General features: G+C 53.0%; 17 protein-coding genes. 6 read left to right on the forward strand and 11 right to left on the reverse strand.

Annotation, left to right across the window (positions count from 1 at the left end; genetic code table 11):
• The first annotated feature begins 63 nt into the window (after positions 1-63).
• Together ACZ3HG_RS17290 and ACZ3HG_RS17295 are read left to right on the forward strand one after the other, a co-directional pair.
• Positions 64-210: a hypothetical protein gene (locus ACZ3HG_RS17290; RefSeq protein ID WP_465333545.1), complete on the forward strand. Its 147-nt coding sequence runs from the start codon at positions 64-66 to the stop codon at positions 208-210.
• 73 nt (positions 211-283) lie between these two features.
• Positions 284-442, forward strand: coding sequence for a class IIb bacteriocin, lactobin A/cerein 7B family (locus ACZ3HG_RS17295; protein ID WP_465333547.1), 159 nt, complete (start codon positions 284-286; stop codon positions 440-442).
• A gap of 672 nt (positions 443-1,114) precedes the next feature.
• On the opposite strand, the gene ispH is transcribed toward ACZ3HG_RS17295, so the two are convergent.
• The 5 genes from ispH to ribF are packed head-to-tail and all read right to left on the reverse strand — an operon-like array spanning position 1,115 to position 6,820.
• Positions 1,115-2,068 carry a 4-hydroxy-3-methylbut-2-enyl diphosphate reductase gene (ispH, locus tag ACZ3HG_RS17300; protein ID WP_465333549.1) on the reverse strand — a complete coding sequence of 318 codons (954 nt, stop codon included), beginning with the start codon at positions 2,066-2,068 and terminating at the stop codon, positions 1,115-1,117.
• Entirely contained in the window at positions 2,049-2,519 is a 471-nt protein-coding gene (gene fkpB, locus ACZ3HG_RS17305) for an FKBP-type peptidyl-prolyl cis-trans isomerase (RefSeq protein WP_191934185.1), read from the reverse strand. Before fkpB ends, ispH begins: the two co-directional genes overlap by 20 nt.
• A gap of 3 nt (positions 2,520-2,522) precedes the next feature.
• Positions 2,523-3,032 (reverse strand): signal peptidase II, encoded by a 510-nt coding sequence (lspA, locus tag ACZ3HG_RS17310; protein ID WP_191936133.1) that lies wholly within the window; start codon positions 3,030-3,032, stop codon positions 2,523-2,525.
• A complete protein-coding gene (ileS, locus tag ACZ3HG_RS17315; RefSeq protein ID WP_191934187.1) occupies positions 3,029-5,845 on the reverse strand; it encodes an isoleucine--tRNA ligase in 2,817 nt (938 codons plus the stop codon). The genes lspA and ileS overlap by 4 nt, the downstream gene beginning before the upstream one ends.
• A gap of 36 nt (positions 5,846-5,881) precedes the next feature.
• Entirely contained in the window at positions 5,882-6,820 is a 939-nt protein-coding gene (gene ribF / locus ACZ3HG_RS17320) for a bifunctional riboflavin kinase/FAD synthetase (RefSeq protein ID WP_191934188.1), read from the reverse strand.
• Positions 6,821-7,136: 316 nt separating this feature from the next.
• Here ribF and rpsT point away from each other — a divergent pair, with 316 nt between their 5' ends.
• Positions 7,137-7,400 carry a 30S ribosomal protein S20 gene (gene rpsT, locus ACZ3HG_RS17325; RefSeq protein ID WP_048914793.1) on the forward strand — a complete coding sequence of 88 codons (264 nt, stop codon included), beginning with the start codon at positions 7,137-7,139 and terminating at the stop codon, positions 7,398-7,400.
• A gap of 155 nt (positions 7,401-7,555) precedes the next feature.
• On the opposite strand, the gene nhaR is transcribed toward rpsT, so the two are convergent.
• From nhaR to mog, 6 genes are all read right to left on the reverse strand, one after another.
• Positions 7,556-8,449: a transcriptional activator NhaR gene (gene nhaR, locus ACZ3HG_RS17330; protein WP_191934189.1), complete on the reverse strand. Its 894-nt coding sequence runs from the start codon at positions 8,447-8,449 to the stop codon at positions 7,556-7,558.
• Positions 8,450-8,465: 16 nt separating this feature from the next.
• On the reverse strand, positions 8,466-9,641 hold the full coding sequence (gene nhaA, locus ACZ3HG_RS17335) for a Na+/H+ antiporter NhaA (protein WP_465333553.1): 1,176 nt from the start codon (positions 9,639-9,641) through the stop codon (positions 8,466-8,468).
• Positions 9,642-9,810: 169 nt separating this feature from the next.
• Positions 9,811-10,953, reverse strand: a complete 1,143-nt coding sequence (gene dnaJ, locus ACZ3HG_RS17340) for a molecular chaperone DnaJ (RefSeq protein WP_191934191.1) — start codon at positions 10,951-10,953, stop codon at positions 9,811-9,813.
• A gap of 107 nt (positions 10,954-11,060) precedes the next feature.
• Positions 11,061-12,974, reverse strand: coding sequence for a molecular chaperone DnaK (gene dnaK / locus ACZ3HG_RS17345; protein ID WP_191934192.1), 1,914 nt, complete (start codon positions 12,972-12,974; stop codon positions 11,061-11,063).
• A 241-nt stretch (positions 12,975-13,215) separates the two neighbouring features.
• Entirely contained in the window at positions 13,216-14,520 is a 1,305-nt protein-coding gene (locus tag ACZ3HG_RS17350) for an MFS transporter (protein WP_465333611.1), read from the reverse strand.
• A gap of 128 nt (positions 14,521-14,648) precedes the next feature.
• Positions 14,649-15,236: a molybdopterin adenylyltransferase gene (gene mog, locus ACZ3HG_RS17355; RefSeq protein ID WP_465333555.1), complete on the reverse strand. Its 588-nt coding sequence runs from the start codon at positions 15,234-15,236 to the stop codon at positions 14,649-14,651.
• 52 nt (positions 15,237-15,288) lie between these two features.
• Here mog and ACZ3HG_RS17360 point away from each other — a divergent pair, with 52 nt between their 5' ends.
• The 3 genes from ACZ3HG_RS17360 to ACZ3HG_RS17370 all read left to right on the forward strand — a co-directional run bounded on the left by ACZ3HG_RS17360 (position 15,289) and on the right by ACZ3HG_RS17370 (position 16,977).
• The gene (locus tag ACZ3HG_RS17360; protein WP_465333557.1) at positions 15,289-15,483 is read left to right on the forward strand and encodes a hypothetical protein; all 195 of its coding nucleotides are present in this window, start codon (positions 15,289-15,291) and stop codon (positions 15,481-15,483) included.
• 171 nt (positions 15,484-15,654) lie between these two features.
• Positions 15,655-16,254, forward strand: coding sequence for a fimbrial protein (locus ACZ3HG_RS17365; RefSeq protein WP_465333559.1), 600 nt, complete (start codon positions 15,655-15,657; stop codon positions 16,252-16,254).
• Positions 16,255-16,287: 33 nt separating this feature from the next.
• The gene (locus ACZ3HG_RS17370) at positions 16,288-16,977 is read left to right on the forward strand and encodes a fimbrial biogenesis chaperone (protein WP_465333561.1); all 690 of its coding nucleotides are present in this window, start codon (positions 16,288-16,290) and stop codon (positions 16,975-16,977) included.
• Positions 16,978-16,980: the final 3 nt, after the last annotated feature.

The raw sequence follows: 16,980 nt of genomic DNA on the forward strand, positions 1-16,980 counted from the left end.
ACACACTATTAATATTTTGGGGTATGATTTTTCTTGCCCACTTACTTTAAGGAGATGTCACAAATGAGAGAGCTTAATAAATCAGAACTTAAAGCAATTTCTGGCGCTTCAAACAATAACTTCTGGACAGGAACTGGAAAAGTTATTGGCTACACAGTAGGATCTTTCGTTAAATACATGCCCACACAGGGATATGTCGCTTTCAACTAACAAAGCAATACACTTGGTAAACGGCAACATTTAAATCATAAAATTCAATTAATCAATATAAAAGGATTTTATAATGAAAGAGTTATCTAAAAAAGATCTAAATAAGGTGAGCGGCGGTATTGTTCCAGTTATTATTGGCGGGGTAGCACTTTATCTTATTAAAGATGCCTGGTCTCATTCAGATCAAATCGCTAACGGTTTTAAAGCCGGGTTTCAGGCAGGCAGAAAGTAGTTGAGTGAACGGATGGTTCCTTCTTTCGGCCTTCCCTTTAGCCTACCAGGCTGTATCCGATGTAAATAGTTATAGCGACGGTCAGAATGACTAAAAGGATTTCCCCGTCGCCTCCTCACGCTGAAATGGGCCATTTTAACGGCATTGTCTTTCATCAGAACGGTGCCACAACGTTACAAACTATTTTTAATCGCTATTAGCGAACGAATACCAATGGTACCCATTTTATCACTGATAGAGGCAGCATCATTTATCAGACAGACTCGCCATTCAAAATAACTTATCACGCAGGTAAAATGAAACCTCGCTGTCTGATCACGAAAAAAATTAACTCACTGAACTAAAAAACCCACCTTGTTAGAAAACGTCTGAATGGTCATCCTGCATTTTAAGAAAGACACCAACATGTTATTGCCATCATCCTGCCATGCACAAGTTGATATCCAGTAAAATAAGCCGTTACCTGGAAAGCAGGTGATATATTCAAGTGGGGTAGCGACTTTGGCCCTGCACCGGGGAATATAAGTAGACTTCTTGTATGAACACAACAAATAGTACGCCACCAATAAAGGCGGCGATAATGAGAAGTGAGAGAAAATATCGGAATGAGACGGCTGGAAAAGAATGAGGCGACCAGAAAAATGTCGCCCGGTAAAGAGAAAAATGCCCGCCCTACTCGACCTGACGAACCTCTACGCGCAGTTCTTTCGGCACTTCAAACACGATATTCTCTTCACGCCCAATCAGTTCGATGGCATCAACGCCGCCGAGTTCATTGAGACGATGGATGACCTGCTGCACCAGAATATCTGGCGCGGATGCTCCGGCGGTCACTCCGACACAGCCCACACCTCTGACCCACTCTTCCTGAATATCTTCAGCAGAGTCAATCAGGCGTGCCAGCTTACCAGCACGCTGTGCCAGCTCTGCCAGACGGTTGGAATTCGAGGAGTTTTTCGAACCAACCACCAGCACCACGTCAGCATCACGGGCCAGTGTGCGCACGGCCTCCTGGCGATTGGTGGTGGCATAGCAGATATCATCTTTACGCGGGCCGATAATCTTCGGGAAGCGGGCGCGAAGTGCGTCAATCACTTCACAGGTATCATCAACGGACAGCGTGGTTTGCGTCATAAAGCTCAGGTTGTTTTCATCTTTTACCTGTAGCTTCCAGACATCCGCGGGCGCTTCAACCAAGTACATACCCCCTTTCGGGTTATTGTACTGGCCCATCGTGCCCTCTACCTCCGGATGGCCGGCATGGCCAATCAGAATCGCTTCTGTCCCTTTGCGACTGGCACGCGCCACTTCCATATGCACTTTGGTAACCAGCGGGCAGGTCGCATCAAAGAGCATGGTCAGGTCACGCGCTTTTGCTTCTGCACGCACAGCCTGAGAAACGCCGTGAGCCGAGAAGATCAGGATCGACCCGTCCGGCACCTCAGAGATTTCCTCAATGAATATCGCCCCACGCTCACGCAGGCTGTTAACCACGTAGCGGTTATGCACCACCTCATGCCGCACGTAGATAGGTGCGCCATACATCTCCAGCGCACGCTCGACAATACTGATAGCGCGATCAACACCCGCGCAGAAACCGCGCGGGTTAGCCAGCAGGATCTGCATTGCTCGTCTCCCGTACCGGATCAATCTCCAGCACTTCTACGTCAAAGTGAATAGTCTGTCCGGCCAGTGGATGATTGAAATCCACGGTGATCGAATCCCCCGAAATCTCCCGGATCACGCCCGGCATTTCGTTACCATCCATGCCGCTGAACAGCATAATGGCCCCGATTTCCGGCTCCCCGGCCTCGACAAAGTCGCGGCGCGAGAAGTACTGAACCAGGTCGGGACTGATGCCGCCAAAGGCATCTGCCGCTTCCAGCGCAAAGGCACATTTCTCGCCCGCTTTCAGCCCAATCAGATGGCTTTCCAGCCCTTCTGACAGGCTGCCATCGCCCAGACAAAACAGCGCAGGTTTACCGTTGCTGCGCGTTGATTCCGCTGTGGAACCGTCCGCCAGCTTTAAGGTGAAATGCACCAGCACTGCGCTGTCACGCTGTACAGAATCGGTCATGCCTTACCCTTTATTCTTAGCCTGTTTACCGGCCGGGCTGAGGAACCCTTCCAGCACGATCAGTGCGGCACCAATGCAGATACCGCAGTCGGCAATATTAAACGTGGCAAAGTGCCAGTCACCGACATAGAAGTCGATAAAATCCACCACAAAACCATGATATGACCGGTCAAACAGGTTGCCTACTGCGCCACCCACAATCAGCGCATAGGCGATGTTATTCAGTTTACTGGTCGCCGGAGTACGGTACATCATCACCAGCAGCACCACGACGATAGCAATGGCAATGCCGGCGAAGAACCAGCGCTGCCAGCCCCCTTTATCGGCGAGGAAGCTAAACGCCGCACCGTAGTTGTGAGCATAGAAGAAGTTAAAGTATGGCATCACCGGCATCGATTCGTGCAGCATCAGATTATTCATAATCCATTGCTTACTGGCGAAATCGATGCCAATCACCAATACCACCAGCCACAGCCAGCGCAATCCGGTTGAGAATACAGGTTTCATCATCATGCAAACTTACGCTGTTCGCCGCTGCCCGCGACGTTAGTGACACAACGACCGCACACGTCAGCGTGTTCTGCGTTCTGACCGATATCGTTAGTGTAATGCCAGCAGCGCGGACATTTCTCACCTTCCGCTTTGCTCAGAGCAATTTTCAGACCTTTTACCCCTTCGCTCTGCTGTGCATCAGCGCTGGCCTGCGCATAATCCGCGACCTGCGCCCCAGAGGTCAGCAGCACAAAGCGCAGCTCTTCCCCCAGACTGGTCAGTTTCGCGGCCAGGTCTGCATCAGCGTACAGCGTCACGCTGGCTTCCAGAGAACCGCCAATTCGCTTGTCAGCGCGGGCCTGCTCGATCACTTTGTTCACTTCACCGCGTACTTTCAGCAGTTCTGCCCAGTAGCTGTCGTTCATCGGCTGGTTGTCTTCCAGGCTGAACAGCCCGTCGAACCACTCTTCAGTAAACACATACTGGCTGCGTTTACCCGGCAGGTAACCCCAGATTTCATCGGCAGTGAAGGACATAATCGGTGCCATCCAGCGCACCAGCGCTTCCACGATATACCACAACGCGGTCTGACAACTGCGACGCGCCAGGCCATCGGCCTTCGCGGTGTACTGACGATCTTTGATGATATCCAGGTAGAAAGAGCCCATCTCAACCGAACAGAACTGCATAAGGCGCTGCACGACTTCATGGAAGTCATAAGCTTCATACGAGGCCACGATATCATTCTGTGCAGCCAGCGCACGGCCAACGGCCCAGCGATCCACCACCACCATCTCTTCCGGCTTCACCATATCGGTTTCCGGGTTGAAACCGGCAAGGTTTGCCAGCAGGAAACGCGCGGTGTTACGGATGCGGCGATAGCTGTCGGCAGAACGCTTGAGGATCTCGTCGGATACGGCGATCTCACCGGAGTAATCCGTAGAGGCCACCCACAGACGCAGAATATCAGCGCCCAGTTTGTTCATCACATCCTGCGGGCTGACGGTGTTGCCCAGTGACTTGGACATCTTGCGGCCCTGGCCATCCACGGTGAAGCCGTGCGTCAGCACCTGGCGGTAAGGCGCTTTGCCTTTCATCGCGGTAGAGATCATCAGCGAGGACATAAACCAGCCGCGGTGCTGATCTGAACCTTCCAGATATAAATCAGGTTCGTTACCGCCAAACTCAGGGCGTGCATCGACGACCGAGTAGCTGGTTGAACCGGAGTCAAACCAGACGTCCAGGGTATCCGGGACTTTAACGTAGTTGTCAGCATCGGCTCCCATCAGATCGCGCGCATCCAGATCCCACCAGGCCTGAATGCCGTCCTGCTCAACCCGCTTCGCCACCTTCTCCATCAGCTCCAGCGAATCCGGGTGCAGCTGCTCGGTGTCTTTATGGACAAACAGCGCCATCGGCACACCCCAGGTACGCTGACGGGAAATGCACCAGTCAGGACGGTTCGCGACCATCGATTCAATACGTGCCTGACCCCAGTCCGGGATCCACTGCACGCCTTTGATCTCTTTCAGCGACTGCGCACGCAGGCCCTTCTGATCCATGCTGATAAACCACTGTGGCGTGGCGCGGAAGATGATGGGCGTTTTATGACGCCAGCAGTGTGGATAGCTGTGGAACAGTTTCTCAACGTGCAGCAGAGCGCCCTTTTCACGCAGCAGTTCAACGATCATATCGTTGGCTTTAAAGACGTTCACGCCATCCAGCGTCGGGTAGGTTCCCGGCAGATAGCAGCCGTCCGGGCCTACCGGGTTAGCCACTTCGATACCGTATTTCTGGCCGATAACATAGTCGTCCGGGCCATGGCCTGGTGCGGTATGTACCGCACCGGTACCGGCTTCCAGCGTGACATGCTCACCCAGCACAACCGGAGAGGTATGGTCGAGGAACGGATGCTGGAAGCCCATCAGCTCCAGGTCTGCCCCTTTCGCTTCGCCCAGCACGGTCCATGCGGCAACACCAACGCGCTTCATCACGCTCTCAACCATCTCTTTGGCGAGGATCAGGGCACGACCTTCAATCTGTACCAACTGGTAGTCGAATTCCGGATGCAGGGAAATAGCACGGTTAGCCGGCATGGTCCACGGCGTCGTGGTCCAGATCACCAGCGAGATCGGGCCATCAACGGCAGCGGCTGCAAATTTGGCCTGCACAGCGTCTTTATCGGCGGCATTGAACATGACGTCAATGGAGGGAGAGGTCTTGTCATAATACTCCACCTCTGCTTCTGCCAGGGCAGAACGGCAGTCCAGGCACCAGTGTACCGGCTTGGCCCCTTTGTGCAGGTGGCCGTTACCGATGATTTTGCCCAGCGCACGGATAATATTGGCTTCGGTCTTGAAGTTCATCGTCAGATACGGACGGTCCCAGTCTCCCAGCACGCCCAGACGGATAAAGTCGGCTTTCTGCCCTTCTACCTGCTCAGCCGCATAGTTGCGACAGGCGGCACGGAACTCAGCCGCGCTGACTTTGTCGCCCGGCTTACCGATCATCTGCTCAACTTTATGCTCGATAGGCAGACCGTGGCAGTCCCAGCCCGGAACGTACGGCGAATCATAGCCCGCCATGCCTTTCGACTTAACGATAATGTCTTTCAGAATCTTATTAACAGAGTGACCAATATGAATGCTGCCGTTGGCGTAGGGAGGGCCATCGTGCAGGATAAAGGTTTTTTTCCCTTTCTTGGCTTCGCGAATGATGCCGTACAGCTTGTCATCATACCAACGTTGCAGCATGCCCGGTTCACGTTTGGCCAGATCGCCACGCATCGGGAACCCCGTTTCCGGCAAATTCAGGGTAGATTTATAGTCACTCATCAGATTCTCGGTTCCGTATGTCGGTTCTATGTCAATTTAAAGCAATGTCTGCAGCCCGAAAAAGGTTCGGGCCGTCACCACATCGTTTGCAATTTGTTCTTTCAGCGCATCGAGCGAGGCAAAACGCTGCTCGTTACGTATTTTATCACGCAGGACCACTTCAATATGGCGGCCATACAGGTTCATCGTCACGTCCAGCAGATGCACCTCTAACTGCTGACGCAACCCGGCTACGGTCGGGCGCGTACCAATATTGGCAACACCAGGAAGCGGCTGCTCACCGAGTCCCAGGACCTCAACGGCGTAGACGCCTTTTACCGGAGAGACCGTTCGCTTCAGCGGCAGGTTGGCGGTCGGGAAACCAATAGTACGGCCCAGCGCATCACCGTGCACTACGCGGCCGGAAATACTGAAGGGGCGGCCCAGCAGCGCGCTGGCCAGCGCCAGATCGTCTTCTGCCAGTGCCTGGCGCACCGCCGTACTGCTAATGCGTTTGCCATCATCACAGAAAGTCTGGGTACTGATGACATCAAAGCCATATTCGACGCCAGCATTCTGTAATAGCAGGAAATCGCCCTGGCGACCAGCGCCAAAGCGGAAATCATCGCCGACCGCCAGGAACCTGACGTCCAGCTTCTCTACCAGCAGGTCAGCGACAAAACTTTGTGCGGTATAGGCGGCGAAACGGCGATCGAACCGCACGCAAAGGACCGCATCAACACCAGCCCGTTCCAGATAACGCACCTTTTCCCGCAGACGCGTCAGGCGCGCCGGGGCTTTATCCGCTGCAAACAGCTCCAGCGGCTGGGGCTCAAACAGCATGACCACGACCGGCAAGTTACGCTGACGCCCTTCTTTGCACAGTTGTGCCAGCAGCGCCTGGTGGCCGCGATGTACGCCATCGAAGTTGCCAATGGTCAGAACGCAGCCGCGATGCTGCTCTCTCAGGTTATGTATGCCGCGGATAAACTTCATGGCTGGCTCAAATTTGTGGAAATCGGCGGATTATACCTTGTACAGCCCGTAAGGTTAACCCACGAATATGGGCTTTCATGCTTTCTTCTCGCCATTTCGTTCTGTATGGTGCTGATCGGGCGCGGGATGTTATTTTTCTTGTGAATAAGCTGTATTCGCCAGGCCGAAGCTGATAGAATCTTGCGCCATCGAAACGTAATCAAGTGCCACTGTTTGACCGGCGCTTATTTGCACAAATCCATTGACAACCGAAGGCGAAAAGGGCATATTCCTCGGCCTTTGAATTGTCCTCATAGAACTATTTGGGAGTTGGACCTTGGCTAATATCAAATCAGCTAAGAAACGCGCCGTAACGTCTGAGAAGCGTCGTAAGCACAACGCTAGCCGTCGTTCAATGTTGCGTACTTTTATCAAGAAAGTTTACGCGGCTATCGCTACTGGCGATAAAGCGGCTGCGCAGAATGCATTTAATGATATGCAACCAATTGTGGACCGTCAGGCAGCTAAAGGCCTGATCCACAAGAACAAAGCTGCACGTCATAAAGCAAATCTGGCTGCACAGATCAGCAAACTGGCTTAATGTCAGTCTGTTAATCGAGCTTTGATAAAGAAACCGCCTTCTGGCGGTTTTTTTATTGGTGTGTTTTGTGCCGCTTGTGGTGCGTACGTCACGCTGGGTTAAAAATAGCCCTTGCCTGATCCTGGCTCACGGCTGAAGATGCGGGAGCAAACAGACTACACGCCTGAAAATAATTCGCTAAAATCGCTGTTACAGATACGCTGTACCGCCGGGTGCTGGATCATTCTTTCGGCAAAAATCACGTGATACTCTTCCATTACCGAATCAATTCTTCCCAGTTCAACAATGCCTTCACGATAAAAATGTTCCCGACCGTAGAGGGTGGGCGCGACAAAAATCGCCTGATTGGCCGCACCGAATGCCTTCATCAGCGCCGCATCATCGAATTCACCTAAAATATCCACCGTCAGATCCTGAGACTGCAGCCAGTTCAGCACTTTCCGCCCCAGCATGGAGCGGCGGCCGGGGATCAGCAATTTATGCTGGCTCAGGCAGGCGGGGAATGGCATGACCGGCTGCGGTGCATAGCACCAGAAGCTGACCGCACACTCCCCCAGCTTGACTGAAAACAGCCCCTCCTGCAGCGAGGAGCCGACGGAACAGTCAGAGAGGATCATATCCAGCTTATGCTGACTCAGCTGCTCCAGCAGCATTTCATGGGTGGATTCAAAGCAGCGCAGGTGGATGGGCTCTCCGGCCACTACCGCCGTTTCCAGCACCCGGCTGACCAGCAGCTTAGAGAGCGCATCTGCCACCCCCACATCGAACAGCAGGCTCGCCTCCTTGCGATAGTTAACGATATCCAGCATCTCCTGACTGAGCGTGAACATGCGGTCGGCATAGCGAAAGACCAGCTGCCCCAGTTCGGAGGGAACCAGACCGCGTCCATGACGCTTGAACAGTTTTCCCTGCAAACGCTCTTCCAGGCTTTTCAACTGGCCGGTAATAGTTTGCGGCATGAGATTTAACACCTCGGCCGCCCCCACTACCGAACCAGATTTACACACCTGCCAGAAATAATAGAGGTGGTTATAGTTCATCTGCGCCATGGCGGGTCCTGTGCCGTTACTGCTGCGGCTGCGGACGCAGCTTAAGACGCAGCAGGGTATACCCCAGTACCGCGGACAATACGGAGCCGCTCAAAATACCCAGCTTGGCGAGCGTCACCATCTCTTCGTGTGCGGCATCAAAAGCCAGGGAGGCAATAAAGATCGACATGGTAAAGCCAATACCACACAGAACACCGACGGCGGCAATATCGACCATTTTGGTATTTTCAGGCAGCACGGCAATTTTCATTTTCACGGCCAGCCAGCAAATCAGCGTGATCCCCAGAGGTTTACCCACCAGCAGACCAAGAATGATCCCCAGAGGCACCATCGAGAACAGACCTTCGACTGATACGCCCGTCAGGGAGACGCCGGCATTGGCAAAGGCAAACAGCGGCAGGATCAGCCAGCTCACCCACGAATGCAAACCGTTGGCCAGTTCGATCGCCGGAGAGTGCCCCTCCTGTTTTTGCAGCGGAATTAACAGTCCGACAATCACCCCGGCCAGCGTGGCATGGACGCCAGACTTCAGCACCGCTACCCACAGCACCATGCCCACCAGCAGATACACCGACGTCTTACGGACGCCGCACAGGTTAAGTATCGCCAGCACCACGATGGAGGCCGCAGCCACGCCGAGCGACGTCAGCGACAGATCGTTGGTATAGAAGAAGGCGATAATCACAATCGCCCCCAGGTCATCAATCACGGCCAGCGCCATTAAAAACATTTTCAGTGCCGGCGGCACGCGGCTGCCCAGCAACGCCAGGATACCGAGCGCGAAGGCAATATCGGTCGCCGCCGGGATTGCCCAGCCGTGGATCGCCAGCGGGTCGCTGTGGTTTAACGCGGCGTAAATCAGGCCCGGTGCCAGCATACCGCCGAGGGCGGCAATCAGCGGGAACATCGCACGCTCACGCCCTTTCAGCGAGCCCATCATCAGCTCACGTTTCACTTCCAGGCCGATCATCAGGAAGAACAGCGCCATCAGCGCATCATTAATCCACAGCAGCAGATCTTTATTGATCTCCAGTGCGCCGAAGCGGAACTGCACCGGCATCGCCAGAATGGCCTGATAGTCCTGCTGTGTACTGGCATTATTGGCGAGAAACATGGCAACGGCGGCGGCAACAATCAGCACCACGCCGCCCGTGGCGTCGTTTTTTAACAATTTTTTGAGAAAAAGGTTCATACAGGCTCCGCTGAATATCCCAGAGATAAGAGGATTTATAACTTAGCGGATAGCATACGCGGTTAAACCGTTCGGAAAAAACAGTTTATACAGGCAGAAAGGATCGGTATTTACGAGGAGTCAATAAGAAGGGCCGATCGGTTCTTCGATCGGCCCTCAGGCTGGGTAATTAGCGGGTTAAATCATCAAAGAATTTTTTTACGCCATCAAAGAAGCTTTTCGAACGCGGGCTGTTTTTCTCACCGGATGGACCGCCAAAGCTTTCCTCCAGTTCTCGCAGCAGCGATTTCTGCTTCTCATTCAGGCTGACCGGGGTTTCGACCACTACGCGGCACAGCAGGTCACCCTGTGCACCACCGCGTACGGATTTCACACCCTTGCCCCGCATGCGGAACAGCTTACCGGTCTGCGTTTCCGCCGGAACCTTCAGCTTCACGCGGCCATCCAGCGTAGGGACTTCAATTTCACCGCCCAGCGCCGCCATCACGAAGTTAATCGGCACTTCGCAGTACAGGTTATTCTCTTCACGTTCAAAGATATTGTGCTTACGCACCTGCACCTGGACATACAGATCGCCCGCTGGCGCGCCCTGCTCACCCGCTTCCCCTTCGCCAGTCAGACGAATGCGGTCACCGGTATCCACGCCCGCCGGAATTTTCACCGACAGCGTCTTCGAACGTTCTACCCGGCCATGACCATGACAGGCATTGCACGGATCTTTAATGACCGAGCCGCGACCATGACAGGTCGGACACGCCTGCTGCACGGTAAAGAAGCCCTGGCGCATCTGAACCTGGCCCGCACCGTGACAGGTTGAACAGGTCTGCGGTTTGGTGCCCGCTTTCGCGCCACTGCCGTGGCAGACATCACACTCTTCCAACGTAGGAATGCGGATCTCTTTGGTCACGCCGCGTACCGCTTCTTCCAGCGACAGCTCCATGTTGTAGCGTAAATCAGCGCCACGGGCAGCACGCTGCTGACGGCGGCCTCCGCCAAAGATATCGCCGAATACGTCGCCAAAGATATCGCTGAAGTCAGCACCGCCACCGCCGCCGAAGCCACCGTGACCGCCGCCGCCCATGCCACCCTGCTCAAAAGCAGCGTGACCATACTGGTCGTAGGCCGCACGTTTCTGCGCATCGGTCAGAATTTCGTAGGCTTCTTTAACCTCTTTAAACTGCTCTTCGGCACCTTCACCCTGGTTACGGTCGGGGTGAAACTTCATTGCCAGGCGTTTATAAGCCTTTTTGATCTCACGCTCATCCGCTGACTTGGATACGCCTAAAACCTCGTAATAGTCTCTTTTCGCCATTGTTGTTGATCCTGCCCTTAACATGCGTGCACGGGCGTAGGATTTCTCCGACGCCCGTGCTGGTGATCAATGGCGCATCACGCGCCACCTTGCCCGCTCAAGGGCGATTATTTTTTGTTGTCTTTCACTTCTTCAAATTCAGCGTCGACAACATCATCGTCTTTCTTCGCACCCTCGGTAGCTTCTGCTGCACCGCCAGCGGCCTGCTGCTGCTGTGCGAACTCCATCAGCTTGCCAGACACTTCCATCAGAGCCTGGATCTTGGCTTCGATTTCCGCTTTGTCTTCGCCTTTCAGCGCAGTGTTCAGATCGGTCAGCGCAGCTTCGATAGGCGCTTTGTCATCTGCTGGCAGTTTATCGCCGGCTTCATCCAGCTGCTTACGCGTGCTGTGTGACAGCTGATCGCCCTGGTTACGTGTCTGCACCAGCTCTTCGAACTTACGGTCAGACTCAGCGTTAGCTTCTGCATCACGCACCATTTTTTCGATCTCTTCGTCGTTCAGACCGGAAGAGGCCTTGATGGTGATCTTCTGCTCTTTACCGCTGTTTTTGTCTTTCGCAGACACATGCAGGATGCCGTCAGCATCGATGTCGAAGGTCACTTCGATCTGAGGTAAACCGCGTGGTGCGTTCTGGATACCGTCCAGGTTGAACTGACCCAGTGATTTGTTATCCGCAGCACGTTTACGCTCACCCTGCACAACATGGATGGTCACCGCAGACTGGTTGTCTTCTGCAGTTGAGAACACCTGGCTGTGTTTGGTCGGGATCGTCGTGTTCTTGGTGATCAGCGGAGTCATCACGCCACCCATGGTTTCAATACCCAGTGACAGCGGGGTAACATCCAGCAGTAGCACGTCTTTCACTTCACCGGCCAGCACGCCACCCTGAACCGCAGCACCTACCGCTACCGCTTCATCCGGGTTCACGTCTTTACGTGGCTCTTTACCGAAGAACTCAGCCACTTTCGCCTGCACCATTGGCATACGAGTCTGACCACCGACCAGGATAACGTCGTTAATGTCTGAAACAGACAGACCTGCATCCTGCAACGCCACTTTCAGTGGGTCGATAGAGCGTGCCACCAGGTCTTCAACCAGTGATTCCAGTTTCGCACGCGTCACTTTAATGTTCAGGTGCTTAGGCCCTGTCGCATCTGCGGTGATGTACGGCAGGTTGACGTCAGTCTGCTGTGCAGAAGACAGCTCGATTTTCGCTTTTTCTGCCGCTTCTTTCAGACGCTGCATGGCCAGCGGATCGTTATGCAGATCGATGCCCTGATCTTTCTTAAACTCAGCCACCAGATAGTTAATCATGCGGCTATCGAAGTCTTCACCACCCAGGTGGGTATCACCGTTGGTCGCCAGAACTTCAAAGGTTTTTTCGCCATCCACTTCATCGATTTCGATGATAGAGATATCGAAAGTACCACCACCCAGGTCATAAACCGCGATAGTACGGTTACCCTGACCTTTATCCAGACCGTATGCCAGTGCGGCTGCCGTTGGTTCGTTGATGATACGTTTTACTTCCAGACCGGCGATACGACCGGCATCTTTCGTTGCCTGACGCTGTGCATCGTTGAAGTAAGCCGGTACGGTGATAACCGCTTCAGTTACGGGTTCACCCAAGTAATCTTCAGCCGTTTTCTTCATTTTTTTCAGCACTTCCGCTGAAATCTGTGGCGGAGCCACGCGCTGGCCTTTCACGTCCAGCCATGCGTCGCCGTTGTCAGCGCCAACGATTTTGAACGGCATGATTTTCAGGTCACGCTGAACTTCTTCATCCTGGAAGCGACGGCCAATCAGGCGCTTAATCGCAAACAGTGTATTCTGCGGGTTAGTGACGGCCTGACGTTTAGCAGGCTGGCCTACCAGCGTTTCACCGTCCTGGGTGTAAGCAATAATGGAAGGTGTGGTACGATCCCCTTCCGCATTCTCCAGTACACGCGCTTTGCCGCCATCCATGATAGCTACACAAGAGTTAGTTGTGCCCAGGTCAATACCAATAATCTTACCCATCTAAACATCTCCCACTTAAATTCAATTCAAATCAGCCTATGAACCTTTAATGTGGGCAATTTTTACAGTTTCAACTGCTCGCCCTACGCTTTTTTTTCCAGGTCCGTAGCCTCGGATGCCAACTAAGATGGGGCCGGGCAACGCGGCATCAAGGGGCAGAGGCAAAAAAATTTTCACTTTGCCTTTATAAAAAGAACGGGTCAGCCTGAGCTGACCCGTTACAACGGCCGGTAATCATACGCTAGTGCAGGCTGACCTGCTTCAGCAGCGCCTGTTGACCTGCACTCCCCCGCAGCCAGAGGCCCACCAGCACGCCCATTCCCGCCAGGGCCAGCACGTAATAAGCCGGGGCCATCGGGGTCAGCTTCAGCATCAACGTCAGGGCGATCGGCGTCAGCCCGCCGAAAATGGCATAGGCAATATTATACGAGAAGGAGATGCCGGTGAAACGCACCTCCGCCGGGAACGCACTGACCATGACGAATGGCACTACGCCCACGACCCCAACACAGAGCCCGGCCAGCGCATAGGCGGCAAAGAGAAATTGTGGAGCCTGCGCAGCGATATGAAAGAATGCCCAACTGGAGAGGGCCATCAGCAGACTGCCCACAATGAGGGTGGTTGACGCGCCGATACGGTCGACCAGTGCGCCGGCAATGATGCAGCCAAAAATCAGCATCACTGTCGCCAGACTGTTGGCTTGCAGCGTCACGGCAGCGGGCAGACCGTGTAATTTTTGCAACAGCGCGGGGGCCATTAACAGCACCACGACAATGCAGGCCGACAGCAGCCAGGTCAGCAGCATGGAGACGATCACGCCATGCGTGTAGCGCAAGACGACCGTTTTCAACGGCAGCTCTACCGACAGCGCCTTACGCTGTTTCATCTCGATAAAGACCGGCGTTTCATGCAGCCAGCGGCGCAGGTACATGGCAAGCAAGCCAAAACCGCCCCCGAGCAGGAAGGGTATACGCCAGCCCATTTCAGCAATCGCCCGGGCGCTGAGGGTGGTGGTAATCAGCGTAGCGACCAGCGATCCCAGCAGAATGCCAAAGGTCAGTCCCGCCGTCAGCGTTCCGCAGGCAAAACCGATCCGTTTTTCCGGAACATGTTCGGCAACAAAGACCCAGGCCCCCGGCACTTCTCCGCCAATCGCGGCCCCCTGCAGCACCCGCAGCAGTAACAGCAGCAGCGGAGCGGCAAGACCGATAGAGGCATACGTCGGCAGCAGCCCCATCGCCAGCGTCGGCAGCGCCATCAGTAAAATACTCAGACTGAACATTTTTTTACGGCCGAGGCTGTCACCAAAGTGGGCCATGATCAGCCCGCCTAAAGGACGGGCAAGATAACCGGCAGCAAAAATGCCAAATGTCTGAAGCTGCCGTAGCCATTCAGGAATATCCGACGGGAAAAACAGTTCGCCGATCACACTGGCGAAAAAGACGAAAATAATGAAGTCGTAAAACTCCAGTGCGCCGCCCAGGGCCGCCAGGGTTAACGTCCTGTAATCCTGTCGGTTAAGATGACGAACATGATCAAGAGGCATCATTTTTCACGAAAATCCAGTGTCAGAGGTAAAGCATATCGTTAGGGTGTGTAAAGCTGTGATGACTATACCGTCAATTATCTGCCACAGCAGCGTACGCTGGATTTTATGCGTGAAAAAACCATTCTTTAGCTATTTGTTTCGCGGCGGGCGCTCTTGGGACGAAATGCTGCTACGACCAGCGGGTCAGTCTCAACATAGGGCCCTTCCAGCAGTTGAATGCAGTACGGAACACTGGCGAAAATCCCCGCTACCTGCGCATGGCCTTCACTGTCCTTCAGGCCTTCCAGCGTCTCCTGAATCGACTTCGGCTGGCCAGGCAGGTTGATCACCAGGGACTGCTTACGGATCACCGCCATCTGGCGCGATAAAATTGCCGTCGGCACAAAGTTCAGGCTGATCTGGCGCATCTGCTCACCAAAACCCGGCATCTCACGATCGGCAATCGCCAGAGTCGCATCGGGGGTCACATCCCGCCGTGCCGGGCCGGTTCCCCCCGTGGTCAGAACCAGATGACAGAACAGCTCATCGACCAGTTCACAAATCGTCTGCTCAATCATCGGCTGTTCGTCAGGCACCAGACGTTTTTCGATCTCGAAAGGTGTCGTCAGCGCCCGGGATAGCCAGCTCTCCAGAGCAGGTAGCCCCTGGTCCTGGTAAAGGCCATTGGCAGCCCGATCGGAGACGGAAATCAAGCCTATACGTAGTGTATTCATTTTGTTATCGCCATTCATACCCGGCATAACAACACAGCCGGTGGGAGTAAGAGTGTCTTCACAAGAATACACTGAAGTAGGGAAACCTGGCAAAGTAGCGGGCAGAGATTTTGCAAAGAATGACACCGGAAATAAAAAGAAATGGAAAAACGAATATGCACACAATAAAAATAAGATCGCCTGCATTTTTATAATTGAGAAAAAAACGCACTATGACTTATCGCTTTTTTTGCCCCTATACGAATAATAAAAAGCACTAAAATCCGCGCCACCCTATCAGAAACAAGGATGTCGCCATTATTAAATAACTGCACCACAATAAACGTAAAAACGAATACTGCCTTAACCTCGACCCAGAAATCGAGGCGGGAAACCATGTAAAAAAAACACCCTATCATTTAAGAAACAGAGGTTAGAAATGAAAAAAGTTATTCTAAGTGCGATATTGCCCGTAGCGTTATTCAGCTCAATGAGCCATGCTACAACCAGTATTTCTGGGGGCACTATTAATTTCTCGGGTGCGGTAACTGATGCAACCTGTACTATTAATGGTAATAACTCGGCCAATCTTTCTGTCGCATTGAACCCGATCAGTACTGAACAGGCAGGAACGGCAGAAGGTTTAATTGACGTGGGTAAAAAGGCATTCTCACTGGACTTTTCTAATTGTTCATCGGCTAACATCGTTAAAGCTGCCGACGGTGAAACACCCGTAGCCACCCCCAGTCTTCAGATGCAATTCTCTTCTCCAAATACCATTTCCAATGACGGAAAATACCTCATTAACCAGGAGAATGATCCGCAAGGTAATCCGCGAAATGTCGGTATCGCCATTGTTTTAAAAAACACCGAAACACAGCCTATTATGCTTAACCAGATACTGGATACCAAACTGGCTGGCACGTCAGCATCACCGGACACCATCAACTTTTATGCTAAGTATTATAAAGTGGGTACACAACCTGCCGAAGCGGGCGTGGTCAGAACAATGGTAACCTATAACGTCACCTATCTGTAATTTTTAATAAAAAGATTATTGAGCGATTGTTTTATGAGACTAATTTTACTGCTGGTTACGCTGTTTCCTTTTTTTTGTCATGCGAATGTGATTATTAGCGCGACACGTGAGATCTACCCTTCCGACAGGAAAGAAGTCTCAGTTCAATTGCTCAATAACGGCTCTGACCCATCGCTGGTTCAGGCATGGATTGATGACGGGGATCCTGATTCCACGCCGGAGACCGCAAGAGTCCCATTTCTGTTGATGCCACCGGTGGCCAAAGTGCCCGCCCACAGCGGGCAGCAACTGAAGATACGCTATATGGGGGGGACGCTGCCGACCGATCGTGAATCTGTTTTCTATCTTAATGTTCTGGATATCCCTCCCGTACCGGAAAATCTTAAGGGAAAAAGCGTGATGCAACTGGCTATTCGATCCCGTATCAAACTCTTTTTCCGACCGGCCGGACTGAAAATAGCGCCGAAGAATATGATCGATAACGTCACCCTAACACAACAGAATGACAGCATCATACTCCATAACGCGACGCCTTATTACTTTACGTTATCGGGGGTATCGATTAACAAGACAGGGAATATTTTGAAAAATGGTCTGATGGTATCTCCTTTTTCTCAACGGTCATTGAAAATCAGCAAGACACTGAGCAGTGGAACACCCATTACGCTTGTCTATATCAATGACTATGGTGCCAGTATTGAATCGAAGAAAAAAATACAGTAACGA

It is taken from the genome of Erwinia sp. PME.40.26/001, assembly GCF_055556675.1.